Raw genomic sequence first — 20,213 nt, forward strand, 5'->3', positions numbered from 1 at the left:
CCTAACGGGTTGCCGGTTGCGCGCAACGCCAGTATAAGCCGCTTCGTCTGAGCGCGCCCATCGTCTAGCGGTTAGGACACCGCCCTTTCAAGGCGGTAACAGGGGTTCGATTCCCCTTGGGCGTACCAGATCTTTCAACGGCTTAGCTCGAGTGAGCTTGGTTTCCGTCCAAGTTCTGGCCAATTTCCCCCTTTGAAAAAGCTGCTTCGAAGCCAAATTGCAAGCGCGGAGCAATCGGTCCCTGATGCCCATTGAAGTGAGTAACAACGCCCGTGATTCGTGCGAGATTGCGAAGGATGGGCCTGACTTCAATCGGTCCGCAGTTTACTTTCGCGGATATATAAGGCGGAAATTGCCCTATTCACCCAACCCGAGTTTCAGGAGCTGCGTCGGCACTTCTTTTTATAAGGCCAGCGAAATTGCTGGGGCCTGCTGCTCGGGCGCCCCACTGCCACTATGGATCAAGTGCCGCGAGTTTTTGCAATTTATGTAGGTGAAGAGAGCACGTCCAGGCGGTGCGGCTACGCGGTTAACTCGACCCGCTTCGTGAATTGGGTCCCCAAATGCCTAGTAAAGGCGATGTCGTCAGAGACAATCGGCCCTTGGGATGACGTATAGACGGAATTTAGGCCCGGAAGCCAAAGCCGCCGGGCCAATCTCAATACCTGTGGCGGTAATAGTGCCTGTGGTGGTGCCTATGGTGGTGCCTGTGGTGGTAGAAATATCTGGGATAATACCTGTGGTGGTATCTGTAGTAGGGCCGGTATGGTCCCTCGTAATACGGGTCGCCATAGTAAGGCCCGACGTAACGGTGGGGGAACGGGAATCCTCCGAGCCCACCGCCATAATAGCCGCCAAAGGGGCCGCCAAAAGGTGAGAAGAGAAATTGCGCCTGGGTCGGCGAGGAGACAGCGGCAGTAGTGGCAAGCGCAAGAACGGATGCGAATATCAGCTTCCTCACGGTTACCTCCATCGGTTTGATGGACAATAACGCTACCGCTGGCCGACTCGTTCCTTGCGCCACACGCAAAGCCCACCACCGTGAGGCAGCGGCACCGGCTCAGACGTTCCGCCGCGCATATCCATACCCAACATAGTTAGGAACGCATGTGAAGAACACCGGCCATGGTCCCTGGCGGCCGACTTGCATCGCAATCCCTAGATGCGCGTGGTGCTATTCTCCCGGCTACCAAAATGTCGCGTCGGCGCCGGCGGCCGATCGGAGCTTCGCTCTTGGTCCGATCCTTCGCTTACAACCTCAATGATTCCAACCAGTGCGCGAACAAACTGAACCATATTGTTTGCCGTGATGGCTGCCTCGTCAGGACTTTGCCCGATGTGCTCGGCGGCTGCGCAACATGACAGGCGGAGGAGGTCGTAGTGTGAATCCCTTTCATCCTCCGGCAACGCCGCTATTTTAAGGGCTCGGCGATGAATCAACTGCAGCAATCGTTCGAGAGTTGCTCTGACGACACTCATGCGTTTGCTCCGCTCCGCATTGGTCGAGCGGCGCTCCAGGTGCGCGCGCGTTGTAACGTCGATGAGGGAGATGCTTTCCCGTCCTCATTATGTGGAAGGGTGCGTCACAGTCCTTAATATATCGTTGCTTGCTAATATAAGGACACATCGCAAGAAAGCCGCCCTGCGCACCAGGCTGGGCGCTTGAGCGCTAGGCTGAGCAGCCCTGCCTGGATAAGAAAAGCGCCCAAACCACGTTTTCCGCACCGGGCGCTAGTTGGGGAGGTATGAACCGCGTCGCGGTCAGGGGGCATCCCCTTTGCCCGATGGTGACGGTACGCCTCGCTTAGCTGGACAATAAGCGCTCGCAGGTTGAATCCCCGCATTTCAAAGTTGCGTGACTTTTCCGCCACATCACGTTCTTCAATCATCAGCACCGGCGCGCTTACCGGGACACCCATCTGAAACTGCCGATGCGAGAAATTCACACCTACTTCCCCGGACTACCGCAGCGATGCCGAATGGCAAGCGACCCTCGAAAAGACTAAACCGACGTGAGTTCCTGGTTTCTACCGCTGTGTTTCCTGCAGCTAGGATGATGATGTGGCCTGCGGAGCAGCCGTGCTCACGCCGCCCTTTTCCGGCAAACGTAAGCGTAGGTTCGCTTCCCGCCCCTTATTTCGGTGACACGCAGCCAGTCTTCCTCCTGGTGCCTCAATGTGACCCGCTGGCCGACGTGTAATTCTGCCGCCTTGAATGGCACCTGGGCCATCACGACCTGCGAAGACACAACCGACCCGCCGGCCATAATATCAACTCGATACTCCAACACTCACGCCCTCCCGATTGTTACCCAACCGCGATTCAATTAGTTCGAGCTAAAATAGTTCCGGAACATTTGGCATGGTCGGATGTTGCAGCCCGCATGATGAAGCTATCTGACCTTGGCCCTCCGATTCCCGGCAAACTGCATGGAGGGCAGCATATTGAGGAGCATCTTCACTTCTATAACTGCCCTAGATGTGGCCAGCGGGTCGACCAACGCGATCTGCGCCAAGTCTTCTGGGATGACCGGGCTGGTCATGAACCGCTGGAGCCGGAGCCTGAGGCGAAGGTGATCGAATTTCCAAGGCGGAAATAACAGAGTACAGGAGGTTAGGTCCCGGTGTCGCGCGGACCGGTACCCAACCTGAAAATCTCAAGCTTTTCGCTGTAAGACAGCCGTACCCTTTGACCGCATCGCTTACAGGTGAACGTCGTTACCGACTTGATCCAGGAGCCTTTCCTGACCAGTGGGGTTTTGCAGCCCGGACACTGAAAGGTCAGGTTTTTGTCGAGCAGCTGATTGGATAGAGCCATTCTGTCTTCTCCCACGACAAAATGGCGTTGCAAGACGAATGCCACAGCGGCGTGTGCTGGATCGACACAGTGGCGCTGCCGAGCATGCCCAGTTTGCCCAATGCTTATCCAGCCGCCGAAGGGCGGCCTGCGCGGATTTCAGGTTTTCGAATGAGCTCACGAGCAGCCGCTCGCCTTGAATGGACAAGGCGGTCTCCTGGTCGCGAACGATGTCAGGAAGGTACTCTTTGACGGGGTCCATGCCTCATCTACCCTGATAGGGGGGACGCATGATTGTCTTCCAAACGGTCCGATGCCGGAAATCTCGGGGGCGACCAGGGCACCGTACGCCTTTTGGAGGCAGATAGCCCCGAGCGATCACATTGACGGCGTGACGACCATTCTGGCTTGTGGGCGCACGGCGGACCTGTAAGGTCGCCTGGCCGCACGGTAGCTCTCAGGCACTGCGTCGGCCTTCACTTCCGCTTGAACCGGTGCTGGATCGCTTTTCGAGAGCCGCCTGCAACCTTGCAGCGGCCAAGAGAATGCTGTCCGGGATCGGTTCTGGAGGATCGGCCTTTTCCATAAACGCCCCAACAAATGTTAATGCCGATTGTTCCGCACCGTACAATTGCAAAAGCCCGCCAGCCGGAGCCAGCGCGCTTGATTGCTGCACTAAATGGGTCAGACGTCGCTCGGGCCGGATACAGGGACGATCTGAGCCGAGATTGACGCAAGCTTCTCTCGCTTGATCAGCGCTGGTTTCTGATAGGTTTTCTTCACACTGGTGCTCACCCGTCTGTAATCGGGCCGGATATGATGACCAACAGGGCCACGATCCTTCAGCTAATCGCAGCGGTCATCACGATCTGCCTGATGGCCGTACTGCATGACTGGCTGGGCTGGTATCTGCACAGGTTGGACCCAAAATTCTTGCAGGGGTTGGCTGTTGGCATATGCCTAACAATCGTCATCGTCCTTATGGCGCTCAGGTACGATCATCGCAAATCAGTGGCGCTGACCCTACGTGAGCAGCAGCGCACGCGCAACATTATCGATCTCTGAAGTCTGTAGCCGAGAGCCGGCATTGGCCGTCAGAAGCGCGCACCGCGCTGTTGTTGCTGGTCAAAGTCCGCGCGATATCGGCCCTTGACGCCTCCGTCTTCAGGCCTTTCAAGGCACCTATCACAGCATTCGTGCCCTTCAGTCCGCTGGCCCGAACCGCCCCTGTACGTCGGCGCACAATGGCGGGAGCAATTTCCTCAACATCTTTGTTTAATATGGACAATCGCGAACAACAGCGCGGACTGATTCTTGGGCGTACCAGACTTTTTTCAGGCCTGGATCTCTCCTTCCCGATTCTACACAGCGAGTGCCCGGCAGATTTGGCAGGGCGGCACCGCATCGACAATTTGAGGATCACGGCGTCCGTTGCGGCCGATGCTCAAGCCCGTTGCGGTGACCGTTCGGATTCTCGATCTTGTCGAGCAAACGGGCCGGTGGTTAAATGGACCGTAAGGGAGCGCTCATATGGCAGTTCACCTTTCGGCGGATACACGCGCTCCTGCGGCAACGCCTCCAAAATATCTCTTTGGTCCGCTCACGGACTTTCTGATGCTTGGCGGCAGCGCATTCCTGATTTTGCCGGTGCTGTATTTCGTGCCGCTGAGATACGAAGGGCTCGTTGCGGCGACGATGCTTTTCCTGGCTTATCTGATCAACTATCCGCACTTCGCCCACTCCTACCAACTCTTCTACCGCAATTTTGGGCGGAAGCTACGCGGCGACGGATACGACAGGAACCTGCAGATCCGCTACATCTTCGCCGGCATCGTCGTTCCCCTGCTCATGGGCGCATTTTTCGCTTATGGCTCGATAACGGCTAACGCCCGGCTCTTGGGGAACGCAACCAACGCGATGTTCTTTTTCGTGGGTTGGCATTACGTCAAGCAAGGCTACGGCATGTTGATGGTTGATGCCGTTCTGAAGCGCCGGTTCTTCACCGATCCGGACAAGAAAATCCTGCTGGTCAACAGCTATGCCGTTTGGCTGTTCGCATGGCTTCAGACGAGCACGGCGGTCAGCCAGGGAAAATATCTGGGGCTGGAATATTATACGTTTGCCACTCCTGCATGGCTCAATGCGATTGCACTCTCGGCCGCGGCCGCTTCCACGGCTGCCACCGTTGTGATGCTGATCAATCGCTGGACCAGGAATGGCGGCAGCCTGCCATATAACGGCATCATCGCCTACAGCGCGTCGCTATATCTTTGGATTCTGATCGTAAGGATAAATCCGCTCTGGCTGCTCGTGGTGCCGGCGCTCCATTCCTTGCAGTACTTGGCGGTGGTCTGGCGCTACCAGAGCAATGTCGAGCGTGATGAGCGCGATGCCGAAAAAATTCCGCAATCCAGAATCCTGTCGATCCTTGGTCCGGCCCACAGAGTGCGGCTCCTGGAGTTCATCAGTGCTGGCCTCCTCCTCGGCGGTCTGGGTTTCTGGCTGATTCCGACCGCGCTGACTGCCATTGTCCCCTATGACCGGGAGGTCCTTGGATCGTCGCTGTTCTTCTTTATCGTGTTGATTTTCATCAACGTACACCACTACTTCCTCGATAACGTGATGTGGCGCCGCGGCAACCCCGAGGTGTCGAGATATCTGTTCCGTTAGAGCTTTTTGCACCCAAGCGGAACCGCTTGGCGTAATGCGGAATGGAACCAGCCGCATCGGAATTTGGAGGCCTCGCCTCGGAATCGAACCGAGGCTTCCGAGATTTGCAGTCTCTAGCGTAGCCGCTCCGCCACGAGGCCATACGTGCTTTCGTAAAGGGCAGACGTTTAAGGATTCTTGATAGCTTGGGTAAAAATTTCGGCAATCCCGCCCTGGCAAAAGAGTCCGTTACTGGGCGGGAATGGAACAGTTCCAAGACTCCTTCGCCGACATGGCAGGGATAGCCTACGTGTCTAACTGCCGACCAGCGGCACGGTAACCGTCGTCGCGTAGTTGATCGGGAAGACGTTGAAATAAGGAAAGTCTATGACGAAGGCATAGGTGGCGGTCAGATGCGCCATGCGAAAGCCGCCGCTCACGGGATCGATAGCGATGGTGACGTTGACATCCTTCAGGCCCAGGGCCTGCAGTTTCTGCGTCGCGATCGATTGCAGGGCGGCTTGGGACAACGTGTTCTGGAGTTGCAGCGAACGCGACGTCGTCTCCAGCGTATAGCGAACGCTGGAGACGGCGTTCATCGACCAACCAAAGGCAAAGATTCCGAACAACAGCATGACAAGGAACGGCGCTATGAGCGCGAATTCCAACCCGGCCCCGCCGGACCGATCCCACCTGAACGCGCTTGCTCCCGAGTTGCCTATCGACGCAATTCCGAAAGGAAACCCACCAGGCACCTTTCCTGCACTACCCCTAGCGGACACGGATCACCTCCAGGTGGCCGATGGTGCTGGAGGCTGAAAAGACGCCGAAGGTGACGGGCGGCTCCCAGGTGGCGGACGCCTGGATCTGAACAAAGACCGAGGGCGCCTTCGGCCCGCTGCACAAAGTGGACGCGTCGACAACGGTCGTCCCGCACATATAGATCCGACTTAGGGCGACCTGGCCGTCCGCCGGCCGCTTTTCCCAGCTCGCAATGGCAACGGCCTGGGTCGCCGTATCATTGGTCGACCCAGCCATGATCAGGTTCGCGGCGGTCTTCACGCCGGCGCGCATCGACAGCGAGCTGGTCACATAGGACCAACCGTCCAAGATACCAAGCAACGCCACGCACAGGAAAGGGAGCACTAGTGCGAACTCGACCGCGGCGACGCCGGCATCATCGCTCAGGATCGGCACGGATGGTCGTTCCATGGAAGGCTACTCGACCAGCGCTACGGATTGCGTGGCGGGAATGTCGCGCATTCCGAGACTTGTGCAGTCCTGATTGATGGTCGAGTTGCCGGACCATTGGATCATATCGGCGACAACCTGCGTGCATCCGTTCTGGCCGGAGAAATTGCCGAGATAATTGACCTGCTGCTTGGGAAAATAGAGCGCGCCCGTCAGCAGCGAGGTTGCCGTGCCGTTGAAGGTGCTCTGTCCGCCGGTGGCCGTTCTGTCGCCATACATCAGCACGCCCGAGTAGATGCCGGATGTCGCCGCGCTCAGATTGACCGTGGCGTTGCCATTCATCGACACACGCGATCCAGCGGCGAGGTAAATGAGTACGCCATCGCCGGCTATGTTGGCGTTGGCGTTCACCTTGAAATCGCCACCCTGGATGACATAAACGCCAGGCTGCAGCGTCACGCTGCCGCTCAAGCTCAGTCCATTGCAATATGTACCCGGTCCCAGCGCTGATTTGTTGGCATTCTGACAGGGGTTCGAGGCCGCCGGGGCCGGCAGGCCGGCAAATGGATCCGCGGCAGGCAGCGCCTGTGTGATCGGGGCCGCGCAAACGGTGGTGACGGGGTTGCTGAGGGAGATGCCGCCCGCCGTTATCAGGCAATCGGCCTGGAGACCCGCCGATCCCTGAAGCTTGATGGCATCCGAGGCGATCGAATTGGCCATCACCGAGCAGCCTGTGACCTTCACGCTGGTGTTGCCTGAAAAGAGGGCAGCCTGCGAGGCGGTCGGATCGAGCGCCAGCATGCAGGCCTTCGAAGCATTGGTGATCAGGGCCACCGCCCTCGCCTGTTCTGGAACCTGGGTCTGAGTGAAGATCAGAGTGAACATCCGATTGAGCTTTTGGCCGACGATCACTTCAACCGCTTTCTTGGCCGTGTTCGGTCCGGATGCGGGCGGCGTGTTGACAACGATCGTGCCTACGCCAAGCCCATTCGTCGCTGCCGACTGGGTCGCCGCCGCGACGATCGTCGGCGTGTCGGAACCCGAGATCTGCTCCAGCGCGCCGGCATAGGCCGCGGCATCCGCCGTGGCCTGCAGTCTCAAGCTATTATAGTACCAATAGGAGGTTTCCACACCAAAACCCGCCGCGCCGACAACGATCGGCAGGGTGAGGGCAAAGATGGTGGCGACGTTCGCGGCTCTGCTGCGACCTATGCCGGCCCCCGTCAGCCGTATCCGGGTGAAGCAGTTGAACACCATGATCAATTAGAAAGCACGCATATATGAACGAAAGGCTAAAAACTTAGGCTCATTTTCGATCAGGGGTGCCATTGTTTGATTGGCGGCCGCCGCCAAACTGGAAGAACGGGAAGCCAACGGCCGGCAGGCAGGAATGGTTTACCGTTCCTGATGACAGACACCGCGAATGACATGCCCCGATGGGCGCGAGACATTCCCTGGGCACGGTGTTCTTGTTTGCCCGTCTCGGCCATTTGTCCAGGAGTCCGGCGCAAGGCCTGAATGGCATGCGCGTCAACAAGGGGATTGCACGAGCCTCTTCGCTTCTCCCGTACCGTTGCCTACCAGTTCACCTTGAAGCCGACATTGCCGCCATAGGTCTGCACGCCGTCGCCGAACTTGCCATCGAACGTGGCAAACATCCTGGTGTTGTTGCTCCAGTTCATCTTCAGGCCGGCGTTGACGGCGACCGCGTCCTCAGCTGCCGCGGCGCCCTGGACCACGAAGGAATAGCCCGGCGCTGCCTGGAAGCTCGGCCTGACGGAACGGTCAGGTTCGAACTCGTGGACCCATGCCGCACGACCCCAGGCCTGCAGCGACTGGTCGCCGCCGACGGCGATCGTCGTGTCGAGTTGCAGGCCGAGGGAGACCGGCAGCGAGGTGACGACGCGGTGGTCGAAGCTCAAACCGAGCGCGCCGGTGCCAAGCGACGTTTGCTGGCAGGCGTCGCCGGCGTGATCGTTCACCGCGCTGGATCATTACTGCTGCAGGTGTAGTGCCGCACGCCCGCACTTGGATCAGCGGGGGCAGCGCCTGTCCCGGTAAGCGATATCCTGCTGGATTGATCGTCAGCTTCTTCAGGCAGAAAGAACTGGCACGGACTCGCCGTTCGACTCAGCCAACAATTCTCTTTGCACTGCCAGGAAGAACCTGCGTACTTCGTCGCTGGCTGCCGTTCTGTCCCTGCCCGTCCCGACAACGAGATCGAGCAACTCCGTCGCTTTTGCCTTCCAGAACGAAGTGGCGGTCTCGCCATGCAGATTGCCGAGCTTGGCGGCAACTTCCCTGACCAAGAATAACTGACGATCGATCGGGAACGCACGGACTTTTTCTGGGTACATCTTCCGAACCATGAAACTGACGCAACGAATCAACCATTGCCGAACAAGCAATGGCTAAACCCGAAGGTGGAAACGGAAGCTTAACGGTGACCGGCCGATACGTCGCGCACGCGAATTGTCATGTACTCTCGAAGCCGGACTGATTCACCCGGCCATTCGCTGCAGCCCTCAGGCCTCCAATGCTCTCGCCTCGCCGCCGCGCTTGCGCGGCACCATCATGTCGCCGGCCATCAGTCCGGTGACACGGCAGAACGCCATGAATGCCCGGCAGGCGTCTTCGGTCTCGACCACATCCACCGTGGCACCGAAGCAGGCGTTGAAGGCTTTCTGATACACTGGCCCCTGCCGGCGTGCCGGCCAATCCTGCAGAAAATCGAGCGCCTGCTCGACGCTGTAGATTTCCTCGACGGGCAAGCCAGGGCCTGGTGCGATGCGCACCGGCACCTCGAATTGCAATCTGTCCATTCGACATCTCCCGAACCGGCATCGCCCAAGCAACGCCGTTCGTGGTCAAAAGTTGCTTTGTCCGTTTTGTGCCACGGAAATGTGTCGTCACTGCGGAAAGCCGCCGCTTTGCTGCAGCGGGCAAAGGCCAAGCCTGCCCGCACCAGGCGGCCCGGCAGTGCTTTCCTTCGCCCCCGCAGCGATTACTGGTTTGCCGGATCGGTCTCCGCGTCGAAGGCCATGCGTACCGCCATCAGCAGAACGTAGGCCGACGGCAAGGCAAACAGCACGCCAAGGACGAGCGCTCCGGCTCCCGACAAATAGAGCGTTTCCGCGATTGCCCAATAAACGGTTCCGATGCCGATGAAAGCCTGGACGGAAAGAAATGAAGCAGCCGAGGCCGCGCCTGACAGGCTTTTGAATGTCTTGATACGCTGTTGCATTGCAATGATCCGAAAATGACGCGCTTCGCCACCAATGCGCGGCTCTCGGCCGCCGCACGGGTCCCGACGCGAATGGTTTGGAATGAAGGTGAACGTGCGGTCCCGGACCGCTCAGGGTCGTATGGACGGTGGCGCACGCGGCTGGTTGGTGCTCACGCCAGGCGCGGAGACCGGCCCACGGCCGGCAACAGACATCTCCCGCGACGTCGGGGCCAACCGACGGAAGACAGCCTGCGGAACCGACAGGGTCGGATGGCCGCCGGCGAACTTGGCGATCACCGGCCGGGCGCCGCGAACCTCCAGCGCCTGGGCCTTGCTGGTGACACGCAGCAGCGCTGCCACCTCCCCCGACCGTTCCAGGCCGATGCTGGCACCGCCTTGCGCACGATCCCAGGAAATGGGCGTGTGCGGCCGGCCGAGGCACAGCATCGCCAGCAGCACAAGGCCCATCAGACATGAGCAGGCTGGCGTCAGTGGCGCTTCAAGCGACTTGAAGCGCCTGGTCGCCGCGAACGGAAGCGATCTCCAAAACATAAACCCGCCCTAACGCACGATTGCCTCAAAGGAAAGCAACGCCGCGAAAAACGGGAAAAAGTATAGCCTCGGCAAGCGAATATCCGGGCGGCTGGGGCCGCATCAGGCAGTTCTTCCTTGAACCATTCGCCCCCAAGTGCCAAATCTGGTGGGATCCACGCGCCTGCACTCCTGCCGCGCGCCACCTTCAATATGGACAAAATGGTCACCTATCTCGACGCCGCCACGGCACCGCTCAGAAACACCGGCCAGATCCGCCTCTATGGCGAGGAAGGTTTTGCCGGCATGCGCAAGGCATGCGACCTCACCGCGCGCTGCCTGGACGAGCTGGTGCCAATGGTCGGTCCCGGCGTCACCACGGACACGATCGACCGTTTCGTCTTCGAGTTCGGCATGGACAACGGTGCGCTGCCGGCCACACTCAACTATCGCGGTTACACGAAATCCTCCTGCACCTCGATCAATCATGTCGTCTGTCACGGCATTCCCGACAACAAGCCGCTGAAGGATGGCGATATCGTCAACATCGACGTGACCTATATCCTCGATGGCTGGCACGGCGATTCCTCGCGCATGTATCCGGTCGGCACGATCAAGCGCGCCGCCGAACGCCTTCTCGAGGTCACCCATGAGTGCCTGATGCGCGGCATCGCCGCGGTCAGGCCGGGCGCGCGCACCGGCGCCATCGGCGCCGCCATCCAGACCTACGCCGAAGCGGAGCGCTGCTCCGTGGTGCGCGATTTCTGCGGCCACGGCGTCGGCCAGCTGTTCCATGACGCCCCCAACATCCTGCATTATGGCAGCGCCAATGAAGGTGTGGAAATGCGCGCCGGCATGATCTTTACCATCGAACCGATGATCAATCTTGGCCGGCCGCATGTGAAGGTGTTGTCGGATGGCTGGACGGCGGTGACGCGCGATCGCTCGCTGTCGGCGCAGTACGAGCACACGATCGGCGTGACCGACACCGGCTGCGAGATTTTCACGCTGTCGCCCAAAAAGCTCGACCGTCCGGGCTTGCCGGCTTAGGACGACGTGGCGAGGTTCTTTGAATAGCGGCCTATTCCCAGTGCTTGCGTGGCCGCCAGTCTTCATCCTCGTCCATATCTCGTAGCCAGCGCATTATTTTCCGGCAACTGCGCGGTCGGCCATCGCTGACCCAGCCATCGGTGCAGGGATCGTAGCGTTGGCGCGGGTAATTGTCGTGCCGTTCCCGATAACGATCCCGGCGGTCCAGCATGCGCAAGAGCTCCCGGCAGTTATGCGGCTTGCCGTCGCTGTAACGCCCGTCCGTGCAGGGATCATCGTATTGGATGAAATGGATCGGAAGGCTCTGATCGGAGCGGCTACCGGCGGGTACGGCATCGATCACCGGGGCAGCCATTGCAGGACCGAAGCCTAGAAACAGTCCGACGTATAGCAGGATACGAACGAGGCTGGGCATCTTGGTTCTCCGATGCGGGCCATCAATGGCAATGCGGTGAGCTTGCGCGACCCCCATTGCCGCAACATTGCGTCGAAGTCGGAGGCTACTCATTCCTTGCCGCCGAAAAGACCTCGACCGCACCCTGCCCGCCGTCCTAGTATTTCGCGGGGATCAGCGATCATTGCTCGGGCTGGATGGGCGGCACATGGCGACACAAGGCGATGACGACGAACGGAGTTTCTTCTCCGAGGCGCCGGTGCGGCAAGCCACGAAGGCCAGACAGGCTCCTACCGAAAAGCCTCACTATCTCGGCCATCGCGATCGTCTGCGCGAGCGCTTTGCCTCGGCCGGCCCAGATGCCTTGCCCGATTATGAACTTCTGGAACTCCTGCTCTTCCGCCTGATCCCGCGCGCCGACACCAAACCGGTCGCGAAGGCGCTGCTGGCCCGCTTCGGCACGTTGGCCGAAGTGCTCGGCGCGCCCGTCGGCCTGTTGCAGGAGGTCAAGGGCATCGGACCGGCCGTGGCGATCGAGCTGAAGGTCGTCGCGGCGACCGCCCAGCGCATGGCGCGCGGCGAGGTTCAGGGCCGCGAAATCCTCTCGTCGTGGCAGCAGCTTCTCGACTATTGCCGCTCGGCAATGGCGTTCGAGGCGCGCGAGCAGTTCCGCATCCTTTTCCTCGACAAGAAGAACGCGCTGATATCAGATGAGGTGCAGCAGACAGGCACGGTCGACCACACGCCCGTCTATCCCAGGGAAGTGGTCAAGCGCGCGCTCGAACTGTCGGCTACCGCGATCATTCTGGTCCACAATCATCCCACTCACGTCTTTTAGGTCACGCTCGATCACGCTTTAGCACATTGATACATATAACTTTTTCGACTTGTCGCAGAGTCGGACATTATGGCATATTGGGGTCGGTTTTAGGGGGATCGAAGCCCGTTTTGAGCCCAACCGCAGACCCCTGCTACCCGTCAGCCGATCCCACTCGAAAGCCTACGGGAGATCCTAGTGCCAAGCCTTACCGATGGAGAGATTCGCCGCGCTTTGAAGCAAGTCGAGGAGACCGGAAAGCAGCAGAACCTTGTCGATGGCGAGGGCCACGGAACAGGGCGCCTCGTTCTCGTGATAAAGCCGATGCCGACCCGCGTGACGGCAGACTGGATGGCACAACAGTGGCGAGACCAAAAGCGTCTCAAGAAAAAACTCGGCTCGTACCCGTCAATGGGCCTCAGCCAGGCCCGCGAGATTTTCAAGCGCGACTTCGCCGACATGATCCAGAAGGGACGCAGTATCAAGATTGCCGGCGACACTCGACCCGGCACGGTCGCCGACCTGTTCGAGGCTTACGTCGCGTCGCTCAAGGCGGATGGAAAACCGTCCTGGAAGGAGGCCGAAAAGGGGTTGAACAAGATCGCCGATTCGCTCGGTCGCAACCGCCCTGCCCGCGACATCGAGCCTGATGAGATTAGGGACATTATTCGCCCTATTTATCAGCGAGGCAAACGGTCCATGGCCGATCATGTTCGGAGCTATGTTCGCTCAGCCTACAGTTGGGGGCTGAAGTCCGAGCATGACTACCGCTCAACCTCGGTCCGTCGCTTTCGTCTCGTCTACAATCCAGCTGCAGGTATTCCGACCGAACCGAAAAACGTTGGAACGCGTTGGTTGGACGAAGAGGAATTTATCCGTCTCTATCGTTGGCTCGAATTTCCCGATGCGCCGGTTCACCCCCCTTACACGCGTGCCGTAAGAATTCTTATGCTGACCGGGCAGCGCGTCGAGGAGATCGCTCGGCTACACGTCGATCAATGGGATGCGGCCGAACGCATCATCGATTGGTCTAAAACTAAGAATGGAAAGCCTCACGCCATCCCCGTGCCTAAGATTGCGGCGGAGCTTATCGGGTCGATAAAGCCGAATGAATTTGGCTGGTTTTTTCCATCCGCAACCGACCCGTCCAAGCCAGTCAGCCACGGCACGCTCTATTCGTTCATGTGGCGCCAACGCGACCGCGAGGTCATCCCCGTCGTGACGAACCGCGATCTCCGGCGAACCTGGAAGACGCTTGCCGGTAAGGCAGGTCTCTCGAAGGAGATCCGAGACCGACTGCAGAACCACACTTTGCAGGACGTCAGTTCCAAGAGCTACGATCGCTGGAATTATATGCCGGAAAAACGTGCCGCCATGGCGCGATGGGACAAGTTTGTCCGCGATATCCTGATGAAGAAGAAGCGTAAAGCCGCATTCAAGGAAGCTGCCTGACGACTGCGGGGCGGGCTGCGTTTCTTGAGAGCATTGGTCTGCAACCGCGGCGCACGACAGACGTGGCCTATGTCGTAGCGTCTCAAATCGCTTCTGAAGCCCATTCCGTCATGAGCGAGGCAAGGGTCGGTATTGGCGTGGCGTAGATGGTCCGGGAAACCGGGTCCCAAGAACTCTGAAGCGCGACAATCCAATATCGAACCTTTGGCCCTGGATCGATCCGGAATCCGAAGATCGGTCCGCCGCTCATACCCTTGACACTTTTGGGCTCGGGTCCGTCCACCTTGGCCACGAACTGAGGGTGACGCCTAGTTTCGCGGTTCGGGTCGGGAGTCGCCGGTGTCAAAAACGCCATAAGCGGCGCTGCACTGACTCCGACACCCGGTGTTACCCTGTCAGACGCGAGCTCCTCTGGGAGGCCGAGCAAGGCATAACGGTCCTCAAAGGTAATTTTATGCTGGTGAGCCCATTGCTCCTCGCCTAGCGCAACCACGCCGTTCTTCGAGAGCAACCGGGCAAAGTGTGGATTGATTGCGATGACTCCGAAATCTAGCCCTTCCTCGTCGTCATCGATGTAGAACAGGTCAGCATTCACCAAGTCGAACGGGATCGGGACATCGCTGATGGTCCCAAGACCGAATGTGTCCGCAAAGGCAGAACTCTCGATCCTGACATTCGGATGACCGCGCAGTTCCTCCAGTTCCTTCAATACGTGACCTGCCGTGAGAAAGCACAGCACGTCGTGGATAACGATGAGCGTGCCAGAGCAGATTGAGAAGCGTTCCGGCTTGTCGTCGTCGTCAGGGATATGGCGATACGCTACGCAGAGACCAACGAGGTGTCGGCAAAAGTATTGGACTAAGCCGTTTTCAGGAGCGGTCGTCATGAGATCGCCTCGTGCGCAACAAGTGCTGGGAAATTGCTCACTATTTGCCGCCGTAGGGTCTCCGCCTCCAATTCCCTTATGGCACGGACCTGGCGGTGTGAACACAGCTTCTACGCGGACTGCCTTTGGGCCTTACGCAGTTGGTGCCGTCTACGAGCTATCGGAGCGCCTCGGGCAATCTGTACAGTAGGCGTCTGGCTGCGGGCCACCCGGCATCGACAAATACCTCCAACGTCTCGACGAGAATGACCCGCCGCACAGGGTCAGTGAAAATTTCTCGATGGTCAGCAATTGCCCTGCCAACGATCTTCGCAAAAAGATCGGCTCCAAGTGACTCAAATTGGTAGCCATGAAGCTTGCCGGCCCTTAGCAGCGCATGACTGACAAGGTCAAACACTGGTCCAGGAGCGCTAGACATCAGATAGTCCAGCAACTGAAGCATATAGTGGATCGTCTTGGGAATCCCGGCGTCACCAACCCGCCTCAGCGTATGCGAATTGTCCTGGATGAATCTTCGCTGCTCATCCAAACTGCGAAGTGCGCGCGGCTCCTTTCCGTTCTTGATTTCAGTCGGCCCCACGGCGAAAAGGAACTGATCGGCCATCTTGTCCAACAGCGCGGCATCGTTAGATGCTTCGGCTTGTTTTTCATCCGTGTGCTGGTTGGCATCTGCGCTCATAAAAGCTTCGACCCCAAGCGCGGACGTATCGATGATTTCAAAGGCCAATTTCTGACAGCGCTCTCGTGTGGCATTTTCGGTCGCGTTGTCCTGCTCGTATCCAAGAACCAGCCCCTCACGAATGTAGAACGCCCCTTTGCCAAGCTCGATCTTGTTCTCGAGGCGGTTAGCTAACCAATGGTCAATTGCATCGCGGGCACCTCCTTGGCCGTGCCTGACCCACAAGTGGAAAATGAGAGACCCCACCCCTTCCCGAAGTCCCCGACGGTTATCGTCTTCTAAGATGTCCTTTCGGGATAGCAGCCCGTTGGCGATTGCTCCTACGTGCTCGGGTTCAACGTTTGCCGCCCGTATCAGAAAATCGACAACACCAAGCAAGACCCTCGCGTCTTGCTCAGTCGCGATGAACTCACCCACAAGCTTCCAAGCCAACTGGCGGCGGACATTCCACAGGTACTGCAGCCGCCAAGCGATCTCGAACCTGACGTCCGGCGAGCTATCGGCTGCGAGTGCGATGATCGAGGACTCGACTTCAAGGGCGATTGCGTTGTCGAGGCGTGCCACATTCATGGCCGCGCCAGCGAGATTTGCCCGACAACGTTTGCCTACCTCAGGATCCCCCAAAGGAGCCAACGAGGCCACTGTGTTCACGTTTGCGATGATAGAACCAACAAATGACCGTTCCTCGGCGCTAAGTAGCTGAACGGTTTCCCACTTATGAGTGACGTCTTCGATCGTGCGCGTAAGCTGCTCCCAGCCATGGGCGATTGTCATTGGGTGGGCAGTCAAAGGAGAATGCAACAAACGCGCTTGCAGGACCTTGGCACCAGCAATCCTCGGCGATGGCGGTTCATCGTTGGTTGCCTTTGGACCGGACGCCTCGATCGCATCCAAAATAGGCGAATTCTCGGCAAATTCCGTGTCGACACCCTTCTCTCGAAGCCAGTCGAAGTTGCCGGTGGCAATCCACTCAGCTTCGCCACCGCGATACAGCGGCTCGTTTGATACTGAACTATTTTGGGCGATGGCAGCCTGGAGAACCTGCTTCGCGTTCTCAGTTGCAAGACCTTCAGCACCAATGGTTCCGAACACCCTACGCTGAAAGCGCTGCTCCGCTTTCATTGGGTCGCTCGCGTTAGGGAACCCAGCGCTAGAGACGCGATTTTCGAGATCAATTCGTTCGGCCGTTGATCGATCGGAGTAGCCGGCTGCAACCAAATCAACGGCGTCTTTCATCGCATCAGGCGATTGCAGAAATTCTATCTGAGCTGCCCATGGCCAGAGCATAGCCGCGAGCGCTCCGCCGCGCTGCGCAGCCACGCTAAACAGCCGAGCCCAAAGCCATCCCAACTCGTTGGTAGCGATTACGTGTTTGGCAAACGCGACGGCTTCTTGGTCTGGCGCCTGGAGTAGCCTATCCACAAACGAGTCTACTATCTCTTGTGCGTCATCGGAGTATTGCGCCTTATGCTCCGCCGCCCAGATATAGCTCAAATCGGGGCAGAGCTTTGCCTCAACGTCACCGACCTTAACTGATAAGACTTCGACCGCTTCGATCAGCGGATGCTCGTTGTCTCGATAAGCTCTTGCGACCTTTACCGCCGCTGATACGGCGGCAAGCGGATGCTTTTGCATAAAATCTGGGAACTTCTCCTTGAGCGCCCACTGCGCCAGCTTGAAATCCTGGCGCCGGTTGCTCGTCATCGGAAGAATCTGGCTGCGGCCGAGTTGGGTCGGACTGTCATCCTTAATGACGTGCCTAAACACCTTGTCATAAATTGAAATAACCAGCTCAGGATCGACCTCCGCTATCCGACTGGCCTCTTGCGCAAGCCAATGCATGTCGCTGGGGGCATGTTCTGCCATCCGTTTGGGGTGGAGGAGCCGTTCGACAAGGTTCCGCGATGCCGCCGGATCACTGCCAAACGTCTTTCCAACGAAGCTGATAGCCAACGGCATCAAGCCGTCCCCGCCGGTGGCGGTGAAGGAATGATCCATCAATGCTCTGGCAGCTACACCCAGCTGGGCTCTACTCGCCTGCATTGTCACCCACCCGGTCGATGAGACTGATTAATAGATTCTTGAGTGGCCAGGCGATCTTGTCGACGTAAGGGGCGAGCCCCTCAGCGAGATAGCACCACGGACCAGCCGGGACCGCTTCCCGTTCATCTTCGAGCCGTACCGCAAGGGAACCGATAATATGACGAAGGGAGTTGAAGGCTAGGTCTGGCTTCTTGCCATTCATCAATGCCAACAAGCCGTTTAGATCACTATCTATGCGCGGGAAATCGCTCGCTGACCGGGCGGCAACCGTACGCGCGATCGGATCGCTATTAGGGTCTCCCGCGAGGAGAGCGATTGCTTCCCAAAAACGCGGCCGCCCGTCTCCAGAATTTTCCCAAAGGTGTTGAAGTGTAAAGGAAAGCGCCGGAGCGAGGAGCAATCCGGCCTGCGAACTCCTCATTAGCTGCTGTGTCGCAGGAATATCATCAATGTCAATCACAGCACGGCTAGCTACATAATCGAACAGAATATGGTGGCGGAAGGCAACATCGCGCTCACCGTTAACCGGAATAAGTACACCGGCACGTTGCAGCTGGTCTAAAGCATCAGCGGTATTTGCCCCCGCTGAGATTCGGCTTGTCTCCATGCGACCCCGGCCGATCATGGAGGTGACAGTGTTCCGAAGGCATTGCTCGGCACCGGCGCCTATAGGCCGAACACGCTTGTTCCAGTACAGGTCAAGCAGTTGCACTTGAGACCCGAGGTTCTTGAAATCCTCTGGCGTCGCCCCGGCTGTCAGCAAGTCCGCCAATAGCCGTGTATTGAAAGGCACACGGGCGAGGTCGGCGAGTTTCTGCCCCCCCTTTTCGACCGCTGTTCGGAGCGCAGGAAGCCGGACTAGCAGGTCGCCGAATTCTGCATCTGACCACTCAGGGACCCTTATATGTCGGACAGCGAGAAACTGCCGGTCGACGTAGGTCAGGTCAGGAGGACTCCCCCTAAATAGGCTCCCAAACTCCTGGCCCACCAAGAGGTCGAAGCTGCGGATAGATGCAATGACGTGCCACCTCTTTCCATCGAGCTGCAACACATCTTGCATGACCGTCCGAAAGAGTGCCTCGCACTTCCCAAACCGGCATGCATCAAGTGCATCCAGCAGAAGAAACGCCGGTCCTGAACCCGGCCAGTTGTCAAGTACGTCATGCAGCGTATGCTCGATCCCCAAGGCGCCTGACAAACCCTCAAGTGTTTCCACCTGAAGGCGGTCAACTGCTAGAAGAACGACTTCCTTCCCTTGTGCCTTCAGGCGGCGTGCCGTCTCATTAATCACGGCGCTCTTGCCGCTGCCAGGATCACCCACGACGACAAAAGAGCCTCCTTCGGCGGCAGCTACGCACGCTGCGGTGCAAGTCCGATCGATCGTGACGTCTATGCCGCCCACCTGAGTGCTCTCAAAGTCAAGAAGCGTTCCCGACACCCGAGCGCTCTTGTCACGAAGCGCGGCAACATCTGCTTGAAAATCCAGCGGTGCCTTTACCGCTACACCGCTTCTCGCGAGCTCCGCGCGAAGTCCAGAAGTTGATATCCCATCGCGGGTCGCCATCCGGCGCTCGCACTCCCTTTCCAAAACGGCGAAGGCAGCTGGCGCTGCTGAAGGCAAAGTCAGAACGTTCGCCAGACACGCCTCGCTAGCGGAGCGATCTGCCCCACCAAAATCGAACGGCGCGACATGCATGAAATTGAGAATCTCATCCGCCTTTATGAAGCTGGCCTTCGCGCCGCGTTCAGCAATGGCCTCGTCTATCAACGCTCGAACATTGGCAACCGCGGTCCTTTGAGAGTTATTCATGGTTGCGCCCGAGCCGGACCGATGCATATTCAGAGCTTGTGGCAGGTCATTCTTGATCGGGCCTGAGCTGGTGGGGCCGACCGCGATAACCAACGCATCCTTTCCGCTCTGCAACGGACGGTCCCAGCCGTGTTTGCCCGTGCCGTTCGCGGTCAATTCCCACAGCCTTACAAACTCATCGCAAGTTTTTCCCAGCTCGCTTGTCAGGTCGGATTGGTTCGCGAGGGAATTTTTTGCTTGAACGAACACCCAGCCGCCGGTGTTTAGCTCCACCAATATATCGTCAACGGGTGCCTCCGTTTCGAAGCGTAGTGCCCCGGGCTTGGCAGCGCCAAGGCCGAAGCGTCTATCAACTGAAATGCCCGCGACGGCTTGCCCCGCCAGTAGCGCAGCTACAGAGGCCTGAAAACTCACCCCGGAGGCGGTGGCATTTCCCCCGCCTGTGGCTAGTGTCCTGTTATTGTTTTGATTTTTTACTCGCGACATCGGAACTCCACTACTCGGATAGTAGCCGAGTATTCGTGGGGCGTCACGAGCTTAGGGCACATTCGCACGGCTTTCGTGCGTTGCTTCGTGGCAGCTTGAGATTGGTATCAAGCAGGCGTTGCATGAAAGTTACATGGCAGGATGACGAGTGGTCTGAATACGTCTAACTCATTGAAAACATGGGTGGGCGGTAGCAGAATTGA

General features: G+C 58.5%; 18 protein-coding genes and 2 tRNA genes. 6 read left to right on the top strand and 14 right to left on the bottom strand.

Translation table 11 applies throughout. From position 1 onward, the window contains the following. The first annotated feature begins 53 nt into the window (after positions 1-53). Positions 54-128 (top strand) — tRNA-Glu (locus AC3CB8_RS21365). Positions 129-1,158: 1,030 nt separating this feature from the next. Here the strand turns inward: AC3CB8_RS21365 and AC3CB8_RS21370 are convergent. Then, complete coding sequence (locus AC3CB8_RS21370; protein WP_023791529.1) at positions 1,159-1,479, bottom strand: hypothetical protein; 321 nt, start codon at positions 1,477-1,479, stop codon at positions 1,159-1,161. 2,133 nt (positions 1,480-3,612) lie between these two features. Between AC3CB8_RS21370 and AC3CB8_RS21375 the strand changes: the two genes are divergently transcribed. Beyond that, on the top strand, positions 3,613-3,861 hold the full coding sequence (locus AC3CB8_RS21375) for a hypothetical protein (RefSeq protein WP_352566161.1): 249 nt from the start codon (positions 3,613-3,615) through the stop codon (positions 3,859-3,861). A gap of 465 nt (positions 3,862-4,326) precedes the next feature. Further along, entirely contained in the window at positions 4,327-5,466 is a 1,140-nt protein-coding gene (locus AC3CB8_RS21380) for a hypothetical protein (protein WP_352566163.1), read from the top strand. Between the two features lie 64 nt (positions 5,467-5,530). Here the strand turns inward: AC3CB8_RS21380 and AC3CB8_RS21385 are convergent. The 9 genes from AC3CB8_RS21385 to AC3CB8_RS21425 all read right to left on the bottom strand — a co-directional run bounded on the left by AC3CB8_RS21385 (position 5,531) and on the right by AC3CB8_RS21425 (position 10,414). Further along, positions 5,531-5,606 (bottom strand) — tRNA-Cys (locus tag AC3CB8_RS21385). Between the two features lie 153 nt (positions 5,607-5,759). Beyond that, positions 5,760-6,113 (bottom strand): TadE/TadG family type IV pilus assembly protein, encoded by a 354-nt coding sequence (locus AC3CB8_RS21390; protein ID WP_245273761.1) that lies wholly within the window; start codon positions 6,111-6,113, stop codon positions 5,760-5,762. Between the two features lie 103 nt (positions 6,114-6,216). Further along, positions 6,217-6,642, bottom strand: coding sequence for a TadE/TadG family type IV pilus assembly protein (locus AC3CB8_RS21395; protein ID WP_352566165.1), 426 nt, complete (start codon positions 6,640-6,642; stop codon positions 6,217-6,219). A 21-nt stretch (positions 6,643-6,663) separates the two neighbouring features. Then, positions 6,664-7,893: a pilus assembly protein TadG-related protein gene (locus AC3CB8_RS21400; RefSeq protein WP_352566167.1), complete on the bottom strand. Its 1,230-nt coding sequence runs from the start codon at positions 7,891-7,893 to the stop codon at positions 6,664-6,666. 320 nt (positions 7,894-8,213) lie between these two features. Beyond that, complete coding sequence (locus AC3CB8_RS21405; protein ID WP_352566169.1) at positions 8,214-8,618, bottom strand: autotransporter domain-containing protein; 405 nt, start codon at positions 8,616-8,618, stop codon at positions 8,214-8,216. A 111-nt stretch (positions 8,619-8,729) separates the two neighbouring features. Beyond that, a complete protein-coding gene (locus tag AC3CB8_RS21410; protein ID WP_023769988.1) occupies positions 8,730-8,993 on the bottom strand; it encodes a DUF6074 family protein in 264 nt (87 codons plus the stop codon). Positions 8,994-9,161: 168 nt separating this feature from the next. Beyond that, a complete protein-coding gene (locus tag AC3CB8_RS21415; protein ID WP_023769987.1) occupies positions 9,162-9,458 on the bottom strand; it encodes a DUF982 domain-containing protein in 297 nt (98 codons plus the stop codon). Between the two features lie 182 nt (positions 9,459-9,640). After that, complete coding sequence (locus AC3CB8_RS21420) at positions 9,641-9,880, bottom strand: hypothetical protein (protein ID WP_023769986.1); 240 nt, start codon at positions 9,878-9,880, stop codon at positions 9,641-9,643. A 111-nt stretch (positions 9,881-9,991) separates the two neighbouring features. After that, on the bottom strand, positions 9,992-10,414 hold the full coding sequence (locus AC3CB8_RS21425; RefSeq protein ID WP_352566172.1) for a hypothetical protein: 423 nt from the start codon (positions 10,412-10,414) through the stop codon (positions 9,992-9,994). A 201-nt stretch (positions 10,415-10,615) separates the two neighbouring features. Here AC3CB8_RS21425 and map point away from each other — a divergent pair, with 201 nt between their 5' ends. Next, positions 10,616-11,443, top strand: coding sequence for a type I methionyl aminopeptidase (gene map / locus AC3CB8_RS21430; protein ID WP_023783196.1), 828 nt, complete (start codon positions 10,616-10,618; stop codon positions 11,441-11,443). Between the two features lie 31 nt (positions 11,444-11,474). Here the strand turns inward: map and AC3CB8_RS21435 are convergent, their stop codons facing one another. After that, positions 11,475-11,858 carry a hypothetical protein gene (locus AC3CB8_RS21435; RefSeq protein WP_023769983.1) on the bottom strand — a complete coding sequence of 128 codons (384 nt, stop codon included), beginning with the start codon at positions 11,856-11,858 and terminating at the stop codon, positions 11,475-11,477. Between the two features lie 187 nt (positions 11,859-12,045). Between AC3CB8_RS21435 and AC3CB8_RS21440 the strand changes: the two genes are divergently transcribed. Both AC3CB8_RS21440 and AC3CB8_RS21445 read left to right on the top strand, forming a co-directional pair. Then, positions 12,046-12,675, top strand: a complete 630-nt coding sequence (locus AC3CB8_RS21440; RefSeq protein ID WP_352566174.1) for a JAB domain-containing protein — start codon at positions 12,046-12,048, stop codon at positions 12,673-12,675. 177 nt (positions 12,676-12,852) lie between these two features. Then, positions 12,853-14,106 carry a tyrosine-type recombinase/integrase gene (locus tag AC3CB8_RS21445; protein WP_352566176.1) on the top strand — a complete coding sequence of 418 codons (1,254 nt, stop codon included), beginning with the start codon at positions 12,853-12,855 and terminating at the stop codon, positions 14,104-14,106. Positions 14,107-14,188: 82 nt separating this feature from the next. Here AC3CB8_RS21445 and AC3CB8_RS21450 read toward each other — a convergent pair whose 3' ends face one another. The 3 genes from AC3CB8_RS21450 to AC3CB8_RS21460 form a co-directional block, all read right to left on the bottom strand. Then, positions 14,189-14,992 carry a trypsin-like serine peptidase gene (locus AC3CB8_RS21450; RefSeq protein WP_352566178.1) on the bottom strand — a complete coding sequence of 268 codons (804 nt, stop codon included), beginning with the start codon at positions 14,990-14,992 and terminating at the stop codon, positions 14,189-14,191. A gap of 157 nt (positions 14,993-15,149) precedes the next feature. After that, positions 15,150-17,669 (bottom strand): hypothetical protein, encoded by a 2,520-nt coding sequence (locus AC3CB8_RS21455; protein ID WP_488377342.1) that lies wholly within the window; start codon positions 17,667-17,669, stop codon positions 15,150-15,152. A gap of 31 nt (positions 17,670-17,700) precedes the next feature. Next, a complete protein-coding gene (locus tag AC3CB8_RS21460) occupies positions 17,701-20,010 on the bottom strand; it encodes an ATP-binding protein (RefSeq protein WP_352726754.1) in 2,310 nt (769 codons plus the stop codon). Between the last annotated feature and the right edge of the window lie 203 nt (positions 20,011-20,213).

The organism is Mesorhizobium sp. P160927 (assembly GCF_057766385.1).

Excerpts from the sequence above, each read along its gene's own strand:
- AC3CB8_RS21370 (WP_023791529.1), bottom strand. The coding sequence starts at position 1,479 with ATGAGTGTCGTCAGAGCAACTCTCGAACGATTGCTGCAGTTGATTCAT.
- AC3CB8_RS21375 (WP_352566161.1), top strand. The coding sequence starts at position 3,613 with ATGATGACCAACAGGGCCACGATCCTTCAGCTAATCGCAGCGGTCATC.
- AC3CB8_RS21380 (WP_352566163.1), top strand. The coding sequence starts at position 4,327 with ATGGCAGTTCACCTTTCGGCGGATACACGCGCTCCTGCGGCAACGCCT.
- AC3CB8_RS21400 (WP_352566167.1), bottom strand. The coding sequence starts at position 7,893 with ATGGTGTTCAACTGCTTCACCCGGATACGGCTGACGGGGGCCGGCATA.
- AC3CB8_RS21410 (WP_023769988.1), bottom strand. The coding sequence starts at position 8,993 with ATGTACCCAGAAAAAGTCCGTGCGTTCCCGATCGATCGTCAGTTATTC.
- AC3CB8_RS21415 (WP_023769987.1), bottom strand. The coding sequence starts at position 9,458 with ATGGACAGATTGCAATTCGAGGTGCCGGTGCGCATCGCACCAGGCCCT.
- AC3CB8_RS21420 (WP_023769986.1), bottom strand. The coding sequence starts at position 9,880 with ATGCAACAGCGTATCAAGACATTCAAAAGCCTGTCAGGCGCGGCCTCG.
- AC3CB8_RS21425 (WP_352566172.1), bottom strand. The coding sequence starts at position 10,414 with ATGTTTTGGAGATCGCTTCCGTTCGCGGCGACCAGGCGCTTCAAGTCG.
- map (WP_023783196.1), top strand. The coding sequence starts at position 10,616 with ATGGTCACCTATCTCGACGCCGCCACGGCACCGCTCAGAAACACCGGC.
- AC3CB8_RS21435 (WP_023769983.1), bottom strand. The coding sequence starts at position 11,858 with ATGCCCAGCCTCGTTCGTATCCTGCTATACGTCGGACTGTTTCTAGGC.
- AC3CB8_RS21440 (WP_352566174.1), top strand. The coding sequence starts at position 12,046 with ATGGCGACACAAGGCGATGACGACGAACGGAGTTTCTTCTCCGAGGCG.
- AC3CB8_RS21450 (WP_352566178.1), bottom strand. The coding sequence starts at position 14,992 with ATGACGACCGCTCCTGAAAACGGCTTAGTCCAATACTTTTGCCGACAC.
- AC3CB8_RS21455 (WP_488377342.1), bottom strand. The coding sequence starts at position 17,669 with ATGGATCATTCCTTCACCGCCACCGGCGGGGACGGCTTGATGCCGTTG.
- AC3CB8_RS21460 (WP_352726754.1), bottom strand. The coding sequence starts at position 20,010 with ATGTCGCGAGTAAAAAATCAAAACAATAACAGGACACTAGCCACAGGC.